The sequence below is a fragment of the Streptomyces azureus genome (assembly GCF_001270025.1).
Classification (GTDB): Bacteria; Actinomycetota; Actinomycetes; order Streptomycetales; family Streptomycetaceae; genus Streptomyces; species Streptomyces azureus.
Window position 1 is genome coordinate 52,292 of record NZ_DF968357.1, and the last position, 15,834, is coordinate 68,125.

Here is a 15,834-nt window from a genome sequence, read left to right on the forward strand (position 1 = left end):
GCCCACCACTGCCCATGCGCAGACCAGGCCGGGTCACACCAGGGTGGGATCCACGTCACAGCCGCCGCAGGCGCCAGGTGATGAGGCGGACGTCGCTCTCGTCCACCCGCCCACCGCTTCTCACCGCTCCCGCATCCGCGTAGTCACCCAGGCCCCCACCAGCGCCACCACCGCCATGGGCAGGAACACCGCGGTGAAGGCGGCCGGGTGGGAGCCAGTGGCGTCGGTGGTGGTGTGGGTGACCGTGCCGCCGCCGAGGGCGGCGAAGGCGGCGCCGCCGGCGGAGAGCAGGACGACGTTGGAGAGGCCGTCGGAGATCTGGAGGGCGGCGGAGTTGGTGCCGGCCTCCTCGGGGGCGGAGAGCTTGAGCAGGAGCACGCTCGTGGAGGAGATGACGAGGCCCATGCCGAAGCAGCCGAAGGCCCAGACGACGGCCAGGGTCCAGACGGGCACGGAGTCGATCAGCACACTCGGTGCGGTGGCGATGGCCGCCGCCACCAGCAGCATCCCGAGAGTCGTCAACCGCTCCCGGTACGGCTCGAAGCGCGGCCGCGACTGCACCCACGAGCCCAGCGCCCACGTCCCGCCGCCAGCGGCGAGCGAGAATCCGGCCAGGGTCGGACTGAGCCCGCGCTGGGTCACCAGCATCAACGGCACGAAGGATTCCGCGGCGATGAAGGACCCCGCGGCGACGCCGCGCAGCAGCACGACCGACGGCAGCCCGCGAGCGGCCCGGTAGGTGCCGCGCGGGAGCAGCCCGAGCACGGCGGGCACCAGCAGGGCCAGTCCGGCCGCGCCCGGCAGGAGCGAGAGGGGGCGCAGGTCCTGGGCGGCGTACTGGAGGAGGCCGGCGCCGAGGGAGATGGCCAGGGCCAGGCGGATGCGGCGGCGGTTGAGGGAGGGGGGCCGGTCGGACGGAGAAGGCTCCGCCGCAGGTGCCGGTCCGGCCGCGCGGCGCCGTATCTGCGGCAGCGCGAGCGCGAGCGGGAAGACGACGAGCACGGGTATCCCGATGAACACCCACCGCCACCCGAGCTGCTCGGTCACCGTGCCGGCGGCGAGAGGGCCGACGATCGACGGCAGGATCCAGCTCGCGGCGAACGCGGCCATGATGGCCGGCCGCAGCCGCTCCGGATACGCCCGCCCGACGACGACGTACAGCGCGACGATCACCAGCCCGCCGCCGAGCCCCTGCACGGCCCGCCCCAGGATGAACACCCACATCGCCCCGGCGGTCCCCGACAGCACCAGCCCGGCCCCGAAGGAGGCGATGCCCGTCGTCAACGGCCCGAGAGGCCCGCGCCGGTCCGACCACTGCCCGGCGAGCACCATCCCGAAGAGGCTGGTCGTGAAGTACCCGGAGAACGCGAACGCGTACAGCGACACCCCGTCGAGCTCCCGCGCGGCGACGGGCATCGCCGTACCGACGGCCGTCGCCTCGAAGGCGATGAGCAGCACCACGGAAACGATCCCGAAGCTCAGCGCCCGATAGGCCCGCCCCAGCACGGTCTCGTCCGTCACGGGGACGGAGGGCAGGCCATCGGCTTCCACGACATCTGCGTCACGCGGCTTCGGGACGGTCATGACCGCCAGGGTAAGGGCCACGGAACACTTTGACCCCTGTCGCGAGACGGCCCCCGCCTGGGACCTTTGTCGTACGACTCCTCTCGGCAGGGGACGTCATGCTGTGTCTGTTCACGCCGCCCCTTGGAGGAGAGAGCGATGACCGAAGGAACGGGCAGAGTGATCTGCGACATCACGATCACGGCCGACGGCTACTCGGCCGGGCTCAACCAGACCGAGGAACGCCCGTTCGGCGACGACGACGACGGCACGGGCGACAAGCTGCACGCCTGGATGTTCGAACACGTACCAGCGGTGCCAGGCGGGCACCATGTGCGCGGGCACCGGTATGTCCGGTTCGAGGAGGACGTGCCAGCCGTAGTAGGTGACACGCCGGTCGCCGACAAGCCCGCAGTTGGGGCAGACGGGTGGAGCGGGCGGCTCAGGGCCGGTGGCGCCTTCCATCGCGGCCTGGGCCCGGTCGGTCTTCTCCCACGGCTGCGGCGTGCCCGGTGGCGGCTGCCGGTGTCCGTCGGGGTCGGGTAACGGGATGATGCTCGACTCGCCTGTATCCCCCATAAAACCGAGCATGTGGGTGCGTTCAGGAGTGGACCAGGGCGCAATCAGGGCGCAACGGGAGCAGTCGGGTGGGGGGACGAGGTGAGGCGGACCCGGCTCCTACGGCACCCCGCTCCTACAACACCCCGCCCGCCTCGTCCTGGAACGCGTCCGTCCAGTAGTGGCGGCCCGAGTTGCCCGCCGTGACGCCCGTCGGGTCGACCGCCGACAGGACCTGGAGCATCGTCATGGCCAGCTGGTCGTAGGTGTCGGTCGTCAGCTCGTGGTCCGACTGGGCGTCGATCGCCCGCTCGCGGTGCAGCAGCCAGAGGGTGAACGCCAGGGTCGACACGTCCGTGTTCAGCGGGTACAGCGTCGCCTCGGGCCCGCACCAGTTCAGGACCGCTCCCGTCGCGCCGTCGACGACCAGGCTGTTGTCCTCGACGAGGTGGCCGAGGCGTATCAGGCGGTGGGCGCCGGAGGGAAGTTCCGTCAGGTCGTCCCTGTCGGCGTAGTACTCAGCCAGCGTCGCCAGGGGGACGTCCGTGTCCAGGGAGAAGACGTAGGCATCCTCCGGCAGACCCACCTCGCGCAGGAAGCGGCGGGTCGGCTCGTGCGTGAGGGTCGCGGGGAAGTCGACGTCCTCGAAGCGGGCCACCTTGCCGGGGCCGAACTCCTGGTCCAGGAGGCGGTGCGGGAGGTCCAGGGACAGGCCGGATGCGCCGCCCCGGCCCGCGACCAGGGACAGGGGGCGGATCAGGGCCGCCATCTTCCAGAACGGGGCCGGCTCGCCGTCCGTCCCGTCCCGGAACACCGCCAGCAGGTGCTGGGAGGCCTGCGCCACCGCCTTCGGGCCGAAGCGGCCCGCGTAGGAGGCGAACTGGCCGCGCAGGCCCGCCAGTTCGTCCGTCGCCTCGGCGAAGCGGACCAGTGTCCGCAGCGAGGGCGCCAGAGGGCGGCGGTCCATCAGGTCGGGGCGGTCGTGCAGGAAGTACGTCGTCGAGATCTCGCCCGTCGCGCCGTCCAGCAGGACGGACTCCGTCTCCAGGCCTCCGGGCCCGAGCAGTCCGCCTATCACGAGCTGCTCGCGCAGCTCCGCCGACAGCCGGTCCTCCGGGTCGCCCGTCGAGTCCGCCACCGTGCGCAGACCCTCCCGGTCCAACTCGGCGAAGCTCAGCACGCCGCTGTCGCCCGGCAGTCCGGGCCCGGTCAGCCAGTGCCGTGTCGACGCGTGCGTCACCCACGGGTCCAGCTCGGACTCGGTCAGGGTGATCACCGCGGAACCGGCGTCGGTCGTACTCATGGGCTCCCCCGCATGTGCTTGCTCACCGTCCCCTGGCGGAGCACGGCAGACCGCCCGGCCAGGCCCGGCAGCCGTCCCCCACTGCCCAGAACAGTACGCCCCACCACTGACAACGCCCCGGAACAGCGACGCGCCCCGCGACGGCACGTCCACCTCAGCAGACGCTCAGACCGCCCTCGCGCGTTCCCTTTCCGCCACAATCGCCTCCACGGTCTGTTCCACCGTCAGCTCAGAGGTGTCGAGCCACAGTCCGATGCGCGGCGTCCGCGTGCGCAGCGCCTCGTCCAGCATGCCGACGGTCCAGGCCGCGCCGTATCCCGTCTTCGAACGCTCCGCCTCCCGCGCGGCCACCGCCTCGGGCCGCGGCGCGAGAACGACCACGTACAGCGGGCGGGTGCGCACCAGACCGGCGTACGTCCTCAAGTCCTCGCCCAGCACCACGTCCTGCACGACCGCCGTGAACCCGGCCTCGGCGTACGCGTCCGCCGTCGCCGCCGACAGGCAGTACCGGAGCCGGAGTTGGGCCTCGGCCTCGTCCCCCGCGCCGGGGACGTACTCCTCCCGGCCGGACACGATCATGCGTCGGAAGACGTCCCCGCGGACGTGCGCGGCGCGCGGCAGGGTCTCCGCCAGCGCCTGGGCGACCGTCGACTTGCCGGCTGCCATCACCCCGGTGACCAGGACGACCCCGTCCAGAACGGGCATCAGGACCGTTCCGTGACCACCGCGGCCTGCGGGCGGATCGGCAGCCGGTTCACGGGGCGGCCCGTGGCAGCCCGCACGGCGGACGCGATGGCCGCCGGGGACGTCACCACCGGCACCGCGCTGACCGCCTTCGCCCCGAAGGGAGCGACCACGTCCCGCTCCTCGACCAGCCTGACGATGCGGATGTCGGGCGCGTCGAGTGCCGTCGGAAGGGCGTAACCGGTCAGGTCCGGGTGGCGGATCAGGCCGCGCGGGGTGCGCAGGTTCTCGGTCAGCGCGATGCCCAGGCCCTGGGTCACGCCCGCCTCGATCCGGGCGGCCAGCTGGGTGGGGTTCAGGATCCGGCCCACGTCCTGGGCGACGGCCAGTTCCACGACCCGTACGGAACCGAGCTCGATGTCGACGTCCACCACCGCGCGGATCGCGCAGAAGGCCATGCCGACGAAGGCGTCGCCCTGGCCCGCCTCGTTCAGCGGCTCGGTCGGGTGCGGGCGGCACTGGGCGGTGGCCCACAGTTCCTTGCCGTCCAGCGCCTCGGTGACGGTCGTCGAGAGGACCCCGTCATACGACGTGATCTTGCCGTCGGTGATCTGGAGCAGCTCCGTGGACATGCCGAACTTGTGGGCGAGCGGCTGGAGGAGCTGCGTGCGGACCATCTTGGCCGCGCGCTCCACCGCGCCGCCCGACACCCAGGTGTGCCGGCCACGGCAGCCCGCGCCCGCCGGGGGCTGGTCGGTGTCGACCGGCGCCACGTGCACCTCGTCTATGCCGAGCGTCTCCTGCACGATCTGCCGGGCCAGGGTCGTGAAGCCCTGGCCGGTCTCGACGGCCGCGCACAGCACCGTCGCCACACCGTCGTGGACCTTCACGGTCGCCGTGGAGACCTCGTCCGCGCCCTCCGCGCCGAGCATGTGCACCATGCCCACGCCGTAGCCCACGCCCCGGCGCACCGCGCCCGGTTCGCCCGCGCCCTCGGGGCCGCCGGGCAGCAGCCACTCCTCCTCGGGCGTGTCCTTGGGCAGCGGCGGGAGCGGGAAGTCCCGTACCGCCTGGAGCAGTTCGGCGACAGGGGCCGGGCAGGTCACCGTCTGGCCGGTCGGGAGCACGTCGCCCGTCGCCATCGCGTTGCGCAGCCGCACCTCGGCCGGGTCGATGCCGAGCTTCTTGGCGATCTTGTCCATCTGCGCCTCGTAGGCGGCACAGACCTGCATGGCGCCTTCGCCGCGTACGTGGCCGGACGGGGGGTTGTTGGTGCGGACGGCCCAGCCCTCGATGAAGGCGTTCGGGACGACGTACGGGCCGCAGGCGAACGCGACGGCGGCGGCCAGGGCATCGGCGGAGGTGTCGGCGTAGGCACCCGCGTCGAGCAGGATCTGCGCCTCCACCTTCACGAGTCTGCCCTCGCCGTCGGCGTGGTGGCGGTAGCGGAGCAGGGTGGGGTGCCGGTGGGCGTGCCCGAGGAAGGACTCCTCGCGCGTGGCCGCGAGTTTCACCGGGCAGCCGGTCCGCAGCGCCAGCAGGCCGAGCGGGAGCTGGAAGCCCTGGTCCTCGCGGTCGGCCGTGGCGCCGGGGACACCGGTGACGACGACCTTGACCCGCTCGGGTTCCAGGCCGAAGGCGGCGGCGGCCGTGTCGCGGTCGGCGTGCGGGTCGGTGGAGGCGAGGTACAGCTCCACACCGCCGTCCGGGCGCGGTACGGCCAGGCCCGCCTCGGCGCCGATGGGCGCGGGGTCCTGGCGGCCGATGCGGTACAGGCCTTCGACGACGATCTCGCCGGCCGCCTCCGGGTCGCCGTGGCGCAGCGGGATGTGCCGGATCAGGTTGCCGTCGGGGTGCAGCGGCTCCGCCTCGAAGGCCTGCTCCGGGTCGGTCACCGGGTCGAGCACCTCGTACTCGACGATGACGGCGGCGGCGGCCATCCGCGCGGTGTCCGGGTGGTCGGCGGCGACGGCGGCGATGGGCTCGCCGTGGTGGCGTACGACCTCGGAGGCGAAGAACGGGCGGTCGGCCTTGCCGCGGCCGTGCAACGGGCTGCCGGGGACGTCCTCGTGGGTGACGACGGCGCGTACGCCGGGCATCTCGCGCGCGTGGGAGGTGTCGATGGAGACGATGCGCGCGTGCGGGTGCGGTGAGCGCAGCACGGCCGCCCACAGCAGGCCCTCGGCCCACAGGTCGGCGGCGTACGGGAAGGTGCCCTCCGTCTTGGCGCGGGTGTCCGCGGCCGGGAGGGAGGCGCCCAGTCCGTGCGGCAGCGGCTCGGGGGCGGGGGCGGCCTCCGCGGCCTGCGCGGTGGCTGCTTCGTTGCTCACGCGGGGCCTCCGTCCTGGCCGTAGGGCTGGTCATGGGGGTCTGGAGTGCGGGGTTCCGGGGGCGAGCCGAAAGCCGACGCGTTGACGCCGCCGGCGCCCGGGCCCGCCTGGTGCGGGATACGGGCCTCGCCGGTGTCGCCGTCGGCGGGCGCGGAGTGTGCCGCGCGTTCGGCGACGACCTCCTGTACGGCGTCCACCACGCCCCGGTAGCCGGAGCAGCGGCACAGGTTGCCGCACAGCGCCTGGCGGGTCTCCAGCTCGGTGGGCGCCGGGTTGCCCTCCAGGAGGTCGTGCACGGTCATCGCCATGCCGGGCACGCAGAAGCCGCACTGCACGGCGCCGCAGCGCGCGAGCGCCCGCTGCACGTCCGACGGCTGACCGTCCTCGGCCAGGCCCTCGACGGTACGGACCTCGCTGCCGGCGGCGGTCACGGCGGGGACCAGACAGGACGCGACGAGCCGCCCGTCGACCTGGACGTTGCACGCGCCGCATTCGCCCTGCGAGCAGCCGTCCTTGGCCCCCGCGAGTCCGAGCCGCTCGCGCAGCACGTACAGCAGGGACTCGCCGATCCACGCGTCGGTGACGGGGCGGTCGGTGCCGTTGACGCGCAGGACGAAGGAGGCGAGGGGGTGCTCCTCCTGCGGCGCCGTGGAGGGCGCGTCCTGGGACGCCTCGCCCTGGGTGTCGGCCGAGTCGTGCGAGACGGCGGGGTGGTCCTGCGCTGCCGGGTCGCCCGGGGTCTCGCCTTCGGCGTCCTCCGGCCCGGCGTTGTCCGGTCCGGCGTCCTCCGGCCCGGCGTTGTCCGGGCCCGCCTCGGCCGGGAGGGGCCCGGGGGACGGCTCCGCGGGGGCGTCAGCGCCCTCTGCGTCCTCTGGGGCGCCCTCGGCGGCCTCACCGGGGTCGGGAGCGTCCCGTGAGGCGTCCTGGGCGGTCTGCGGGGGCGCAACGGCTTCCGCGTGCGCCTCGGGCGCGGGCTCGCCGGGGGCCTCTCCCGGGACCTCGGGGTACGGCTGGGGGGACGCGGACTGTTCGGGGGCGTGCGCGGCTGCCCCGGGGAGCTCGGCGTGCTCGGGTGCGTCATCGGTGGCAGCGGGGTGCTCGGTCCGCTCACCAACGTGACCCGACGGCTCCGACGCGTGGCCGGGTACACCGGAGGGCTCCGGCGCGGGGCCGGGCGCGCCCGCCGGCTCCGGGCCGTGGCCGGGCGAGCCGGAGGGCTCCGGGCCGTGGTGGTCCGTGAAGGCGTGCGGATCCGGGCCGTGGCCGGATACGTCATGCGGCTCCGAGCCGCGGTCCGAGAAGGCGGACTGATCCGAGCCGTGATCCGTGAAGCCGTGCGGCTCCGGGCCGTGGCCGGATACGTCATGCGGCTCCGAGCCGCGGTCCGAGAAGGCGGACTGATCCGAGCCGCGGTCCGTGAAGCCCTGCGGGTCCGACCCGTGCTCGGTGAAGGCAGACGGCTCCGGACGGTGGTTCGTGAAAGCGTGCGGCTCCGAGCCGTGGCCGGGCCCGCCGTGCGGATCCGAGCCGTGATCCGTGAAGCCGTGCGGATCCGAGCCGTGGTCCGTGAAGCCGTGCGGATCCGAACCGTGGTCCGTGAAGCCGTGCGGCTCCGAACCGTGGTCCGTGAAGCCGTGCGGCTCCGACCCGTGGTCGGCGAAAGCCGGCTGCTCCTGCCCACGGTCGGCACCGTCGGGCGGCTGAGGTGCGTGGCCGGCGCCGGGCATCTCCGGCCCGTGGCCACCGAATCCCTGGGGATCCAGCCCATGACCACCGAATCCCGGCGACTCCGACGCCTGCCCGGCCCCCTCCGGCTGCTGCGGCACGTGACCGGTGCCGTCGGTCGCCCCCGGGGCATGACCAGCCGCCGGGTCCGCCTCCTGCGGCATGGGCCCGGCAGGCGGCTGCTCCGGGGTGTGGGCGCGCTGCGCGGCCGGATCCGGTGCGTACCCGGAGGCCGGTCCGGCAGCCGGCGGCTGCCCGTGCCCGCCGCCCTGCTCGTGCCCGTGCGGATAGCCCGGGCCCGCCTGCTCCTGCCCCGCCGTGTCCTGCTGCCCCCACGGCCGGCCCGCCGCCTGTGTCGCCCACGGCGCGGGCGCACCGCCCGGCAGCGTGGGCGGTGGGGTGCCGCCCCACTGCTCGACCAGCGAGGACGTGGTGAACTCGCCCGACTCGTCCGGAAGGTCACCCCCGGCGACGGGGATGGACCACTGCCCGGTCACATCATGGCCGGGCGCGGATTCCGCCGCCGTGGGCTCGTCGAAGTTCCACTGCCCGGTGGCTCCCGGGTTGTACGTGAAGCGGTCGTCCCCGCCGTGCCGCGCCGTCCCCGCGCCGGAGCCGTACGGCGTGCCGGATCCGTACGGCGCCTCCGTGCCGTACGCCCGCTCCCCCGTGTCGTGCCCCGACTGCTGGTGACCGCCGTGCTCGTGGCCCTGCTGGTGTGCCGCGTGCGGGTCGTGCCACTGGGCGCCGTCGACGGGCGCGCCGGGGACCGGCCACGCGCCCGGGGCCGCCGGGTCGGTTCCGGCGGTCGTGGCGGGGTCGACCGTTATCTGCGGCGGTACATAGCCGTGGCCGGGCGCGGCGAGGGGACTGTCGGCGGCCAGCAGGGCGTCGACGCCCCCCTCGGGGAGTTCGACGAAGGCGGTGGCGCCGTCGTCGTACTCGCCCTGGGGCAGCGGGTCCCAGCGGCTCCCGCCCCGGGGCGTGCCCTCTCCGTGCTGGTCGTCGGTCACGACAGCGCCCTCCCCAGTGCTCGTCGGGCCAGCGCGGCGACGATGCGCCGCAGGTGCAGTACGGCGGGCGGAAGCTGCGGCACGGAGCCGTCCTCGGCCGGGGCCGCGTCGGGGATGCAGGCCGCGGCGACGTACTCCCCGAAGGCGCTGAGGGCCTCCGGCACGAGCGCGCGGTTGTTGTCCCAGTCGATGAGCCGGCCGACCCACTGCTCGGCCTCCAGGGGCCGCAGCGGCATCGGCGCTATGGCACCCACCGCGCAGCGCACACCCCGGCGTGCGGGGTCCAGGACCAGGGCCACGGATGCCACCGCGCGCCCCGGGCCGGTACGGCCGGTGGCCTTCAGGAAGACCTGCGGGGCGTGCAGCAGCGGCACGCGCACGTAGCCGATGAGTTCGCCGGCGCGCAGCATGTCCATCCCGGCCAGCAGGTGCGACACCGGGATCTCCCGGCGGGCTCCGCCCGGGCCCGCGATGATCAGTGTCGCCTCCAGGGCGGCCAGCACCGGCAGCGCGTCCCCCGTGGGGGCGGCCGAGGCGATGTTGCCGCCCAGGGTGCCCGCGTTGCGGATGTGCGGCGGGCCCGCGGCGCGCGCGGCGGCTGCGAGCGCCGGGATCAGGGCCGCGAAGTCGGGGCGGCCCATGCGCGCGTGCGTGAGGCCCGCGCCGAGCAGCGCATGACCGTCCAGGTACTGCCAGCCGCGGATCTCGCTGATCCGGCCGAGTCCCACCAGCGCGGCGGGCCTGAGCTGTCCGGAGTTGACGGCGGCCATCAGGTCGGTGCCGCCCGCGACAGGCACTGCGGCGGGCACGGCGGTGAGTGCCGCGACGGCCTCGTCCAGCGTCGTCGGCAGCGTGACGGCCTGCGCCGCCTGCGGTGCGTGCGTGGTCAAACCGGCTGCCCCTTCCCGCTGCCCCACCTGGTCCCACCTGTGCTGCCGTACGGTACGTGCTGACAGGGCGGACGTGGCAACTCTGGCACATCTTGGCGAGAGCCGAAGACACGGGTCCGCTAGGAGGCATTCGCCCACCTCACTGGGGAGATGATCCGTTTTCGCACTGGTTCACCAGTGCGTGCCGATTGGCACTTTCGGTGACCCTTGTGCGCTTTTTCCGTGGCCTGTTCGAGCTGTTCGGTAGCGACGGTCCGGTGCTACCCGATGGGCGGCGGGCCGTCGATCGGGCGGCCCAGCACCCCGGGGCGCCGCTGCCAGGGCAGCGGGCCGGCGGGTGGCCGGTAGGCGACGCCGAGGGCGTCGAGTCGCCGGTAGTGGGCGGTCATACGGCGCTCGAAGCCGGCGAAGTCCCGTTCCGCCGGGGCGGGCAGGGCGCTCCAAGCGACCTCGGCGAAGGCCGCGAGCCGGGGGAACACCTGGTAGTCCACACGCGTGTGGTCCTCCATCACCTCGGTCCACACGTTGGCCTGGGTGCCGAGCACGTGCCGGGCCTCCTCGGGTGTCAACTCCGGCGGCACGGGCTCGAACCGGTAGACGTCCTCCAGGGTGCGCACCCACCCGATCGGTACCGGCTCGTCGGGGCCCGTGGCCTGCCGGTGGTCCAGATACACCTGCTGCTCGGGGCACATGACGACGTCGTGGCCGGCCCGGGCGGCGGCGATGCCCCCGGCGTAACCGCGCCAGGAGGACACGGCCGCGCCCTTCGCCAGCCCGCCCTCCAGGATCTCGTCCCAGCCGATCAGCCGGCGCCCGCGCGCGGAGAGCCACGCGTCGAAGTGCCCGATGAACCAGGACTGGAGCTCGTCCTCGTCCGCGAGGCCGAGTTCCCTGATGCGCGCCTGGGCCGTCCCGGACCGCCGCCACTGGTCCTTGGGGCATTCGTCGCCGCCGACGTGGACGAACTCCGACGGGAACAGCTCCAGCACTTCCTCGAAGACGCCCTCGTAGAACCGCAGGGTGCTGTCGGTGGGGGCGAGTACGTTCGGGTTGATTCCCCAGGTGTCCCAGACGGAGAGGGCGGTGGTGTCGATGACGTCGGTGTTGCCGAGTTCCGGGTACGCGGCGATGGCGGCCTGCGAGTGGCCGGGTACGTCGATTTCGGGGACGACGGTGATTTGCCGCTCGGCGGCGTAGGCGACGATCTCCCGGATGTCGTCCCGGGTGTAGTAGCCGCCGTGCGGCTTCTCCTCCCACAGCGGCGAGGCCCGGTGGCCGGTTTTCGTCCGCGCGCGCCAGGAGCCGATCTCCGTCAGCCGTGGATGCCGCTCGATCTGGATGCGCCAGCCCTGGTCGTCCGTCAGATGGAAGTGGAAGACGTTGAGTTTGTGCGCCGCCAGCAGATCGAGATAGCGCAGGACGCCTTCCTTGGGCATGAAGTGCCGGGCGACGTCGAGCATCAGGCCGCGCCAGCGGAATCGGGGCGCGTCCTCGATCGTGAGGTACGGCACGGCCCAGGCGCGGTCGCGGCCGAGCGGAGCCTTGCGGTACGCGTCCGGGCCGAGAAGCTGCCGCAGAGTCTGGGCACCCCAGAAAACACCGGCCGCGCTGCCGCCCTCGACGAGAACGCCGTTCCAGTCGCTGACGAGGCGGTACTCCTCGGGGCCGAGCCCGGGGTCGAGTTGGAGCCCGATGCCGTCGCCGCCGGCGTCGTCGAGTTCCCGCCCCTCGCGCAACGGCAGGCCGGTGGCCTGCCGGAGAACGGTGCGCAGCCAGTGGCCGACGTCCTGTGTCCCGGTGCAGGCATAGAGGCGGGAGTGCGCCGTCAGCCGCACCTCGCCGGTAGCGGCGAGGACGCTGCGGGGCTTCGGGATCAGTTCGCTCACGTCAGTCCTTCACCGCTCCGCCCAGTCCGGAGACCAGGCGCCGCTGTACGAGTACGAAGAAGACCAGGACCGGAATCGTCATCACGGTGGAGGCGGCCATGACGCCGCCCCAGTCCGGGTCGTCGGGCTTGCAGAAGACCAGCAGCGCCATAGGCAGCGTCGACTGGGAAGTGTCACTGATGATGAACGACTTGGCGAAGAGGAAGTCGTTCCAGGCGGAGATGAAGGAAACACGCTGGCGGCCACGAGCCCCGGCAGGACGAGCGGGAAAAGGATCTGCCACGGGAATCGCGCCCGGCTCGCCCCGTCGATGCAGGCAGCCTCCTCCAGCGCCTCCGGAACGGCTTTCACGAACCCCCGCGGCATCCAGATCGCGAAGGGCAGCGAGAAGGCGACGTGGGGCAGGATCAGCGAGCCCAGCGTGTTCAGCTGACCGAAGTCCCGCATGAGGAAGAAGAGGGGGATCGTGAGGGCTTCCACGGGCACCATCTGAGCCACCAGAAACATGATCAACAAGGTGCTCCGGAGGCGGAACCGGAATCGTGTCACGGCGGTCGCGGCGAGAAACGCGATGAGCGCGGAGGCGATCACCACACAGCCCGCGACGAGGAGGCTGTTGAGGGAGTAACGGCCGAATTCCTGCTGCCCGAAGACGCGTCGGAAGGAGTCCGGAGAAGGTGCGAGAGTCCACGGCCTGGGCTCGCTCGACTCGATCACCCCGGCCGGTTTGAAGGCACTGAGCACCATTCAGTACAGGGGGAAGGCGACGACGACCGCGACCAGCAGAGCCGAGGCCTCGGCAGCCAGCCGCCCCGGGCGGCGCACACGAACGCGAAGCGGATTCGGGGTGTCCCAGCCAGATCGACTCCCGCGGCAGCGGACGCGGCCGGGACGGATCCCACCGCACCACTTCCGGCCAGGCCGGTTTCCGCCGTAGCCGCTCCCGTTCCCACAGCCCCAGGCGAGTCGGCCCGGGCCAGGCCGGCCTGCCCCGGGTCAACCTCAGCTGCGTCGGCGATCGCCGAGTCGGTGCTGGTCAGCCCTGACCCAGTGGAACCGCCCACGCGCCGCACCAGATCGCCCGCCGCTGTTCCGACGCCGGTCAAGCCCGACTCGGCCGAACCGCCCCCCGCCAAGCCGGCCTCAACCGGGCCAGCCCCAGCCGCATCGCTCCCAGCCGACCCGTCCCCACCCGAACCACCCACATCCCCCACCGAGTCAGCCCCAGTCCGGCCGGCCAGGTCTCAGCCACTCTCTGACCGGCTGACGCATCCTGCGCAACACCCGGACAGCACAAAAGCCCCCAGGGCGCGCAAAACGCACCCTGGAGGCCTTACGCCGCTCGGACGGGCGTTACTTGTCGCCCTTGCCCTTGTCGTCGTCGCCGGAGCCCATGGACTCGTAGATCTCCTTGCACATGGGACACACCGGGTACTTCTTCGGGTCGCGGCCCGGCACCCACACCTTGCCGCACAGCGCCACGACGGGGGTGCCGTCGAGGGCGCTCGCCATGATCTTGTCCTTCTGGACGTAGTGGGCGAAGCGCTCGTGGTCACCGTCACCGTGGGAGGTCTGCGGCGTCGGCTCTACGAGGGTCCCCGTACCAGTCCCGCGCTCGGGCTCGAGAGTGCTCATAGGCCCAAGGGTACTGAAGCTCACAGACATCAGTTGAGCGAAGGGTCGTCCGGGTAGGTCGCCACCATCGCCAGCTCGTTGCGCTGGCGGCGCAGAACCTCCCGCCAGAGCCTCTCCGGGGACGGCGAGGAGACGTCGCCGGGCTCAGACTCGACGACGTACCACGCGCCGTCCACCAGCTCGTCCTCCAGCTGGCCCGGGCCCCAGCCGGCGTACCCGGCGAAGATCCGCAGGGAGCCGAGGGCGGAGGCCAGCAGTTCCGGCGGGGCCTCCAGATCGACCAGACCGATCGCGCCGTGCACCCGTCGCCAGCCCAGCGGTGCGGCCTCCCCGGACGCGCCGCCGGGGACGACGGCGACCCCGAGGGCCGAGTCCAGCGAGACCGGGCCGCCCTGGAAGACGACACCGGGTTCACCGGCGAGATCCCCCCAACCCTCCAGGATGTCGCTGACGTCCACCGGGGTGGGGCGGTTGAGGACGACACCGAGAGAGCCCTCCTCGTCGTGGTCGAGGAGCAGCACCACCGCGCGGTCGAAGTTCGGGTCCGCCAGGGCGGGCGTGGCCACGAGCAACCGCCCTGTGAGCGAGGACACCTCGGTCATGCCAGCCATGATCCCGCATCTTCGCTTTCCGTGGGGAGGCAATGCGGGGACGGGAGGGAACGCAGCTCAGGGCGCACTGGTGCGTTTGTCGCGCACGGACGTGACCGTGACCCCACGTGCCCGGCACGGAACGGTTCGTGTTGTGACAGAGCTATGACGTGGCTGGGTCTGATTCAGGCTTACGGAAGGGGGGTGGAGGGCGATTACCCTTTCCCTCCTGGCCCCTGCCCGACTCCACGGAACGCGAGATTCATGACCGTCAACGACGATGTCCTGCTTGTCCACGGCGGAACCCCGCTGGAGGGCGAGATCCGTGTCCGCGGTGCGAAGAACCTCGTACCGAAGGCCATGGTGGCAGCGCTGCTGGGCAGCGCTCCGAGCCGCCTCCGCAATGTTCCGGACATCCGCGACGTACGGGTCGTACGGGGTCTGTTGCAGCTGCACGGCGTGACGGTCCGTCCGGGGGACGCACCCGGCGAACTGGTGATGGATCCGACACGCGTGGAGAGCGCGAACGTCGCTGACATCGATGCCCACGCGGGTTCGAGCCGTATCCCGATCCTGTTCTGCGGCCCTCTTCTGCACCGCCTCGGCCACGCGTTCATCCCGGGCCTCGGCGGCTGCGACATCGGCGGCCGGCCCATCGACTTCCACTTCGACGTGCTGCGGCAGTTCGGCGCGCGGATCGAGAAGCGGGCGGACGGGCAGTACCTGGAGGCGCCGCAGCGGCTGCGGGGTACGAAGATCCGGCTGCCGTACCCGTCCGTGGGCGCGACCGAGCAGGTGCTGCTGACGGCGGTGCTCGCCGAGGGTGTCACCGAGCTCTCGAACGCGGCTGTCGAGCCGGAGATCGAGGACCTGATCTGCGTCCTTCAGAAGATGGGCGCCATCATCGCGATGGACACCGACCGGACCATCCGCGTCACCGGTGTCGACAAACTCGGCGGCTACACCCACCACGCCCTCTCCGACCGCCTGGAGGCCGCGTCCTGGGCGTCCGCCGCGCTGGCGACCGAGGGCAACATCTACATCCGTGGCGCCCAGCAGCGCTCGATGATGACGTTCCTGAACACCTACCGGAAGGTGGGCGGGGCCTTCGAGATCGACGACGAGGGCATCCGCTTCTGGCACCCCGGCGGCCAGCTGAAGTCCATCGCGCTGGAGACGGACGTCCACCCCGGCTTCCAGACGGACTGGCAGCAGCCGCTGGTGGTGGCCCTGACCCAGGCCACGGGCCTGTCCATCATCCACGAGACGGTCTACGAGTCCCGCCTCGGCTTCACCTCCGCCCTGAACCAGATGGGCGCCCACATCCAGCTCTACCGCGAGTGCCTGGGCGGCTCCGACTGCCGCTTCGGCCAGCGCAACTTCCTCCACTCGGCCGTCGTCTCCGGCCCCACCAAGCTCCAGGGCGCCGATCTGGTCATCCCCGACCTCCGCGGCGGCTTCTCGTACCTCATCGCGGCGCTGGCGGCCCAGGGCACGTCCCGCGTCCACGGCATCGGCCTCATCAACCGTGGCTACGAGAACTTCATGGAGAAGCTCGTGGAGCTGGGCGCGAAGGTCGAGCTGCCGGGCAAGGCGCTCGGGTAGCACACGCAGTCAGTACACGCAGTGAAGCCCAAAGGGGCGGCCACCCGGATCG

Annotated in this window: 10 protein-coding genes and 3 pseudogenes; 2 read left to right on the forward strand and 11 right to left on the reverse strand. The window is 72.6% G+C overall.

The window, feature by feature from the left end:
- Nucleotides 1–120: 120 nt before the first annotated feature.
- A complete protein-coding gene (locus AOQ53_RS27890) occupies nucleotides 121–1,584 on the reverse strand; it encodes an MFS transporter (protein WP_059421409.1) in 1,464 nt (487 codons plus the stop codon).
- 138 nt (nucleotides 1,585–1,722) lie between these two features.
- Between AOQ53_RS27890 and AOQ53_RS41735 the strand changes: the two are divergent.
- Nucleotides 1,723–1,866, forward strand: a pseudogene (locus AOQ53_RS41735) (dihydrofolate reductase family protein); the annotation flags it as partial.
- A 45-nt stretch (nucleotides 1,867–1,911) separates the two neighbouring features.
- Here AOQ53_RS41735 and AOQ53_RS47805 read toward each other — a convergent pair.
- The 10 genes and pseudogenes from AOQ53_RS47805 to AOQ53_RS27940 form a co-directional block, all read right to left on the reverse strand.
- A pseudogene (locus tag AOQ53_RS47805) lies at nucleotides 1,912–2,154 on the reverse strand (DUF6083 domain-containing protein); the annotation flags it as partial.
- A gap of 103 nt (nucleotides 2,155–2,257) precedes the next feature.
- Nucleotides 2,258–3,424 carry an SUKH-4 family immunity protein gene (locus tag AOQ53_RS27900; protein ID WP_059421413.1) on the reverse strand — a complete coding sequence of 389 codons (1,167 nt, stop codon included), beginning with the start codon at nucleotides 3,422–3,424 and terminating at the stop codon, nucleotides 2,258–2,260.
- Nucleotides 3,425–3,589: 165 nt separating this feature from the next.
- Nucleotides 3,590–4,129, reverse strand: coding sequence for an AAA family ATPase (locus AOQ53_RS27905; protein ID WP_174523362.1), 540 nt, complete (start codon nucleotides 4,127–4,129; stop codon nucleotides 3,590–3,592).
- The gene (locus AOQ53_RS27910; RefSeq protein ID WP_059421414.1) at nucleotides 4,129–6,438 is read right to left on the reverse strand and encodes a xanthine dehydrogenase family protein molybdopterin-binding subunit; all 2,310 of its coding nucleotides are present in this window, start codon (nucleotides 6,436–6,438) and stop codon (nucleotides 4,129–4,131) included. Before AOQ53_RS27910 ends, AOQ53_RS27905 begins: the two co-directional genes overlap by 1 nt.
- Nucleotides 6,435–9,176, reverse strand: coding sequence for a 2Fe-2S iron-sulfur cluster-binding protein (locus tag AOQ53_RS27915; protein WP_059421416.1), 2,742 nt, complete (start codon nucleotides 9,174–9,176; stop codon nucleotides 6,435–6,437). Before AOQ53_RS27915 ends, AOQ53_RS27910 begins: the two co-directional genes overlap by 4 nt.
- A complete protein-coding gene (locus AOQ53_RS27920; protein ID WP_059421418.1) occupies nucleotides 9,173–10,066 on the reverse strand; it encodes an FAD binding domain-containing protein in 894 nt (297 codons plus the stop codon). The genes AOQ53_RS27915 and AOQ53_RS27920 overlap by 4 nt, the downstream gene beginning before the upstream one ends.
- 260 nt (nucleotides 10,067–10,326) lie before the next feature.
- Nucleotides 10,327–11,952: a beta-N-acetylhexosaminidase gene (locus AOQ53_RS27925; RefSeq protein ID WP_059421422.1), complete on the reverse strand. Its 1,626-nt coding sequence runs from the start codon at nucleotides 11,950–11,952 to the stop codon at nucleotides 10,327–10,329.
- 1 nt (nucleotide 11,953) lies between these two features.
- A pseudogene (locus tag AOQ53_RS27930) lies at nucleotides 11,954–12,777 on the reverse strand (carbohydrate ABC transporter permease).
- A 528-nt stretch (nucleotides 12,778–13,305) separates the two neighbouring features.
- Nucleotides 13,306–13,587 (reverse strand): DUF3039 domain-containing protein, encoded by a 282-nt coding sequence (locus AOQ53_RS27935; RefSeq protein WP_010039914.1) that lies wholly within the window; start codon nucleotides 13,585–13,587, stop codon nucleotides 13,306–13,308.
- A 29-nt stretch (nucleotides 13,588–13,616) separates the two neighbouring features.
- A complete protein-coding gene (locus tag AOQ53_RS27940; RefSeq protein ID WP_059421423.1) occupies nucleotides 13,617–14,189 on the reverse strand; it encodes a YqgE/AlgH family protein in 573 nt (190 codons plus the stop codon).
- Between the two features lie 252 nt (nucleotides 14,190–14,441).
- Between AOQ53_RS27940 and murA the strand changes: the two genes are divergently transcribed.
- Complete coding sequence (gene murA, locus AOQ53_RS27945; protein WP_059421424.1) at nucleotides 14,442–15,782, forward strand: UDP-N-acetylglucosamine 1-carboxyvinyltransferase; 1,341 nt, start codon at nucleotides 14,442–14,444, stop codon at nucleotides 15,780–15,782.
- The last annotated feature ends 52 nt before the right edge of the window (nucleotides 15,783–15,834 follow it).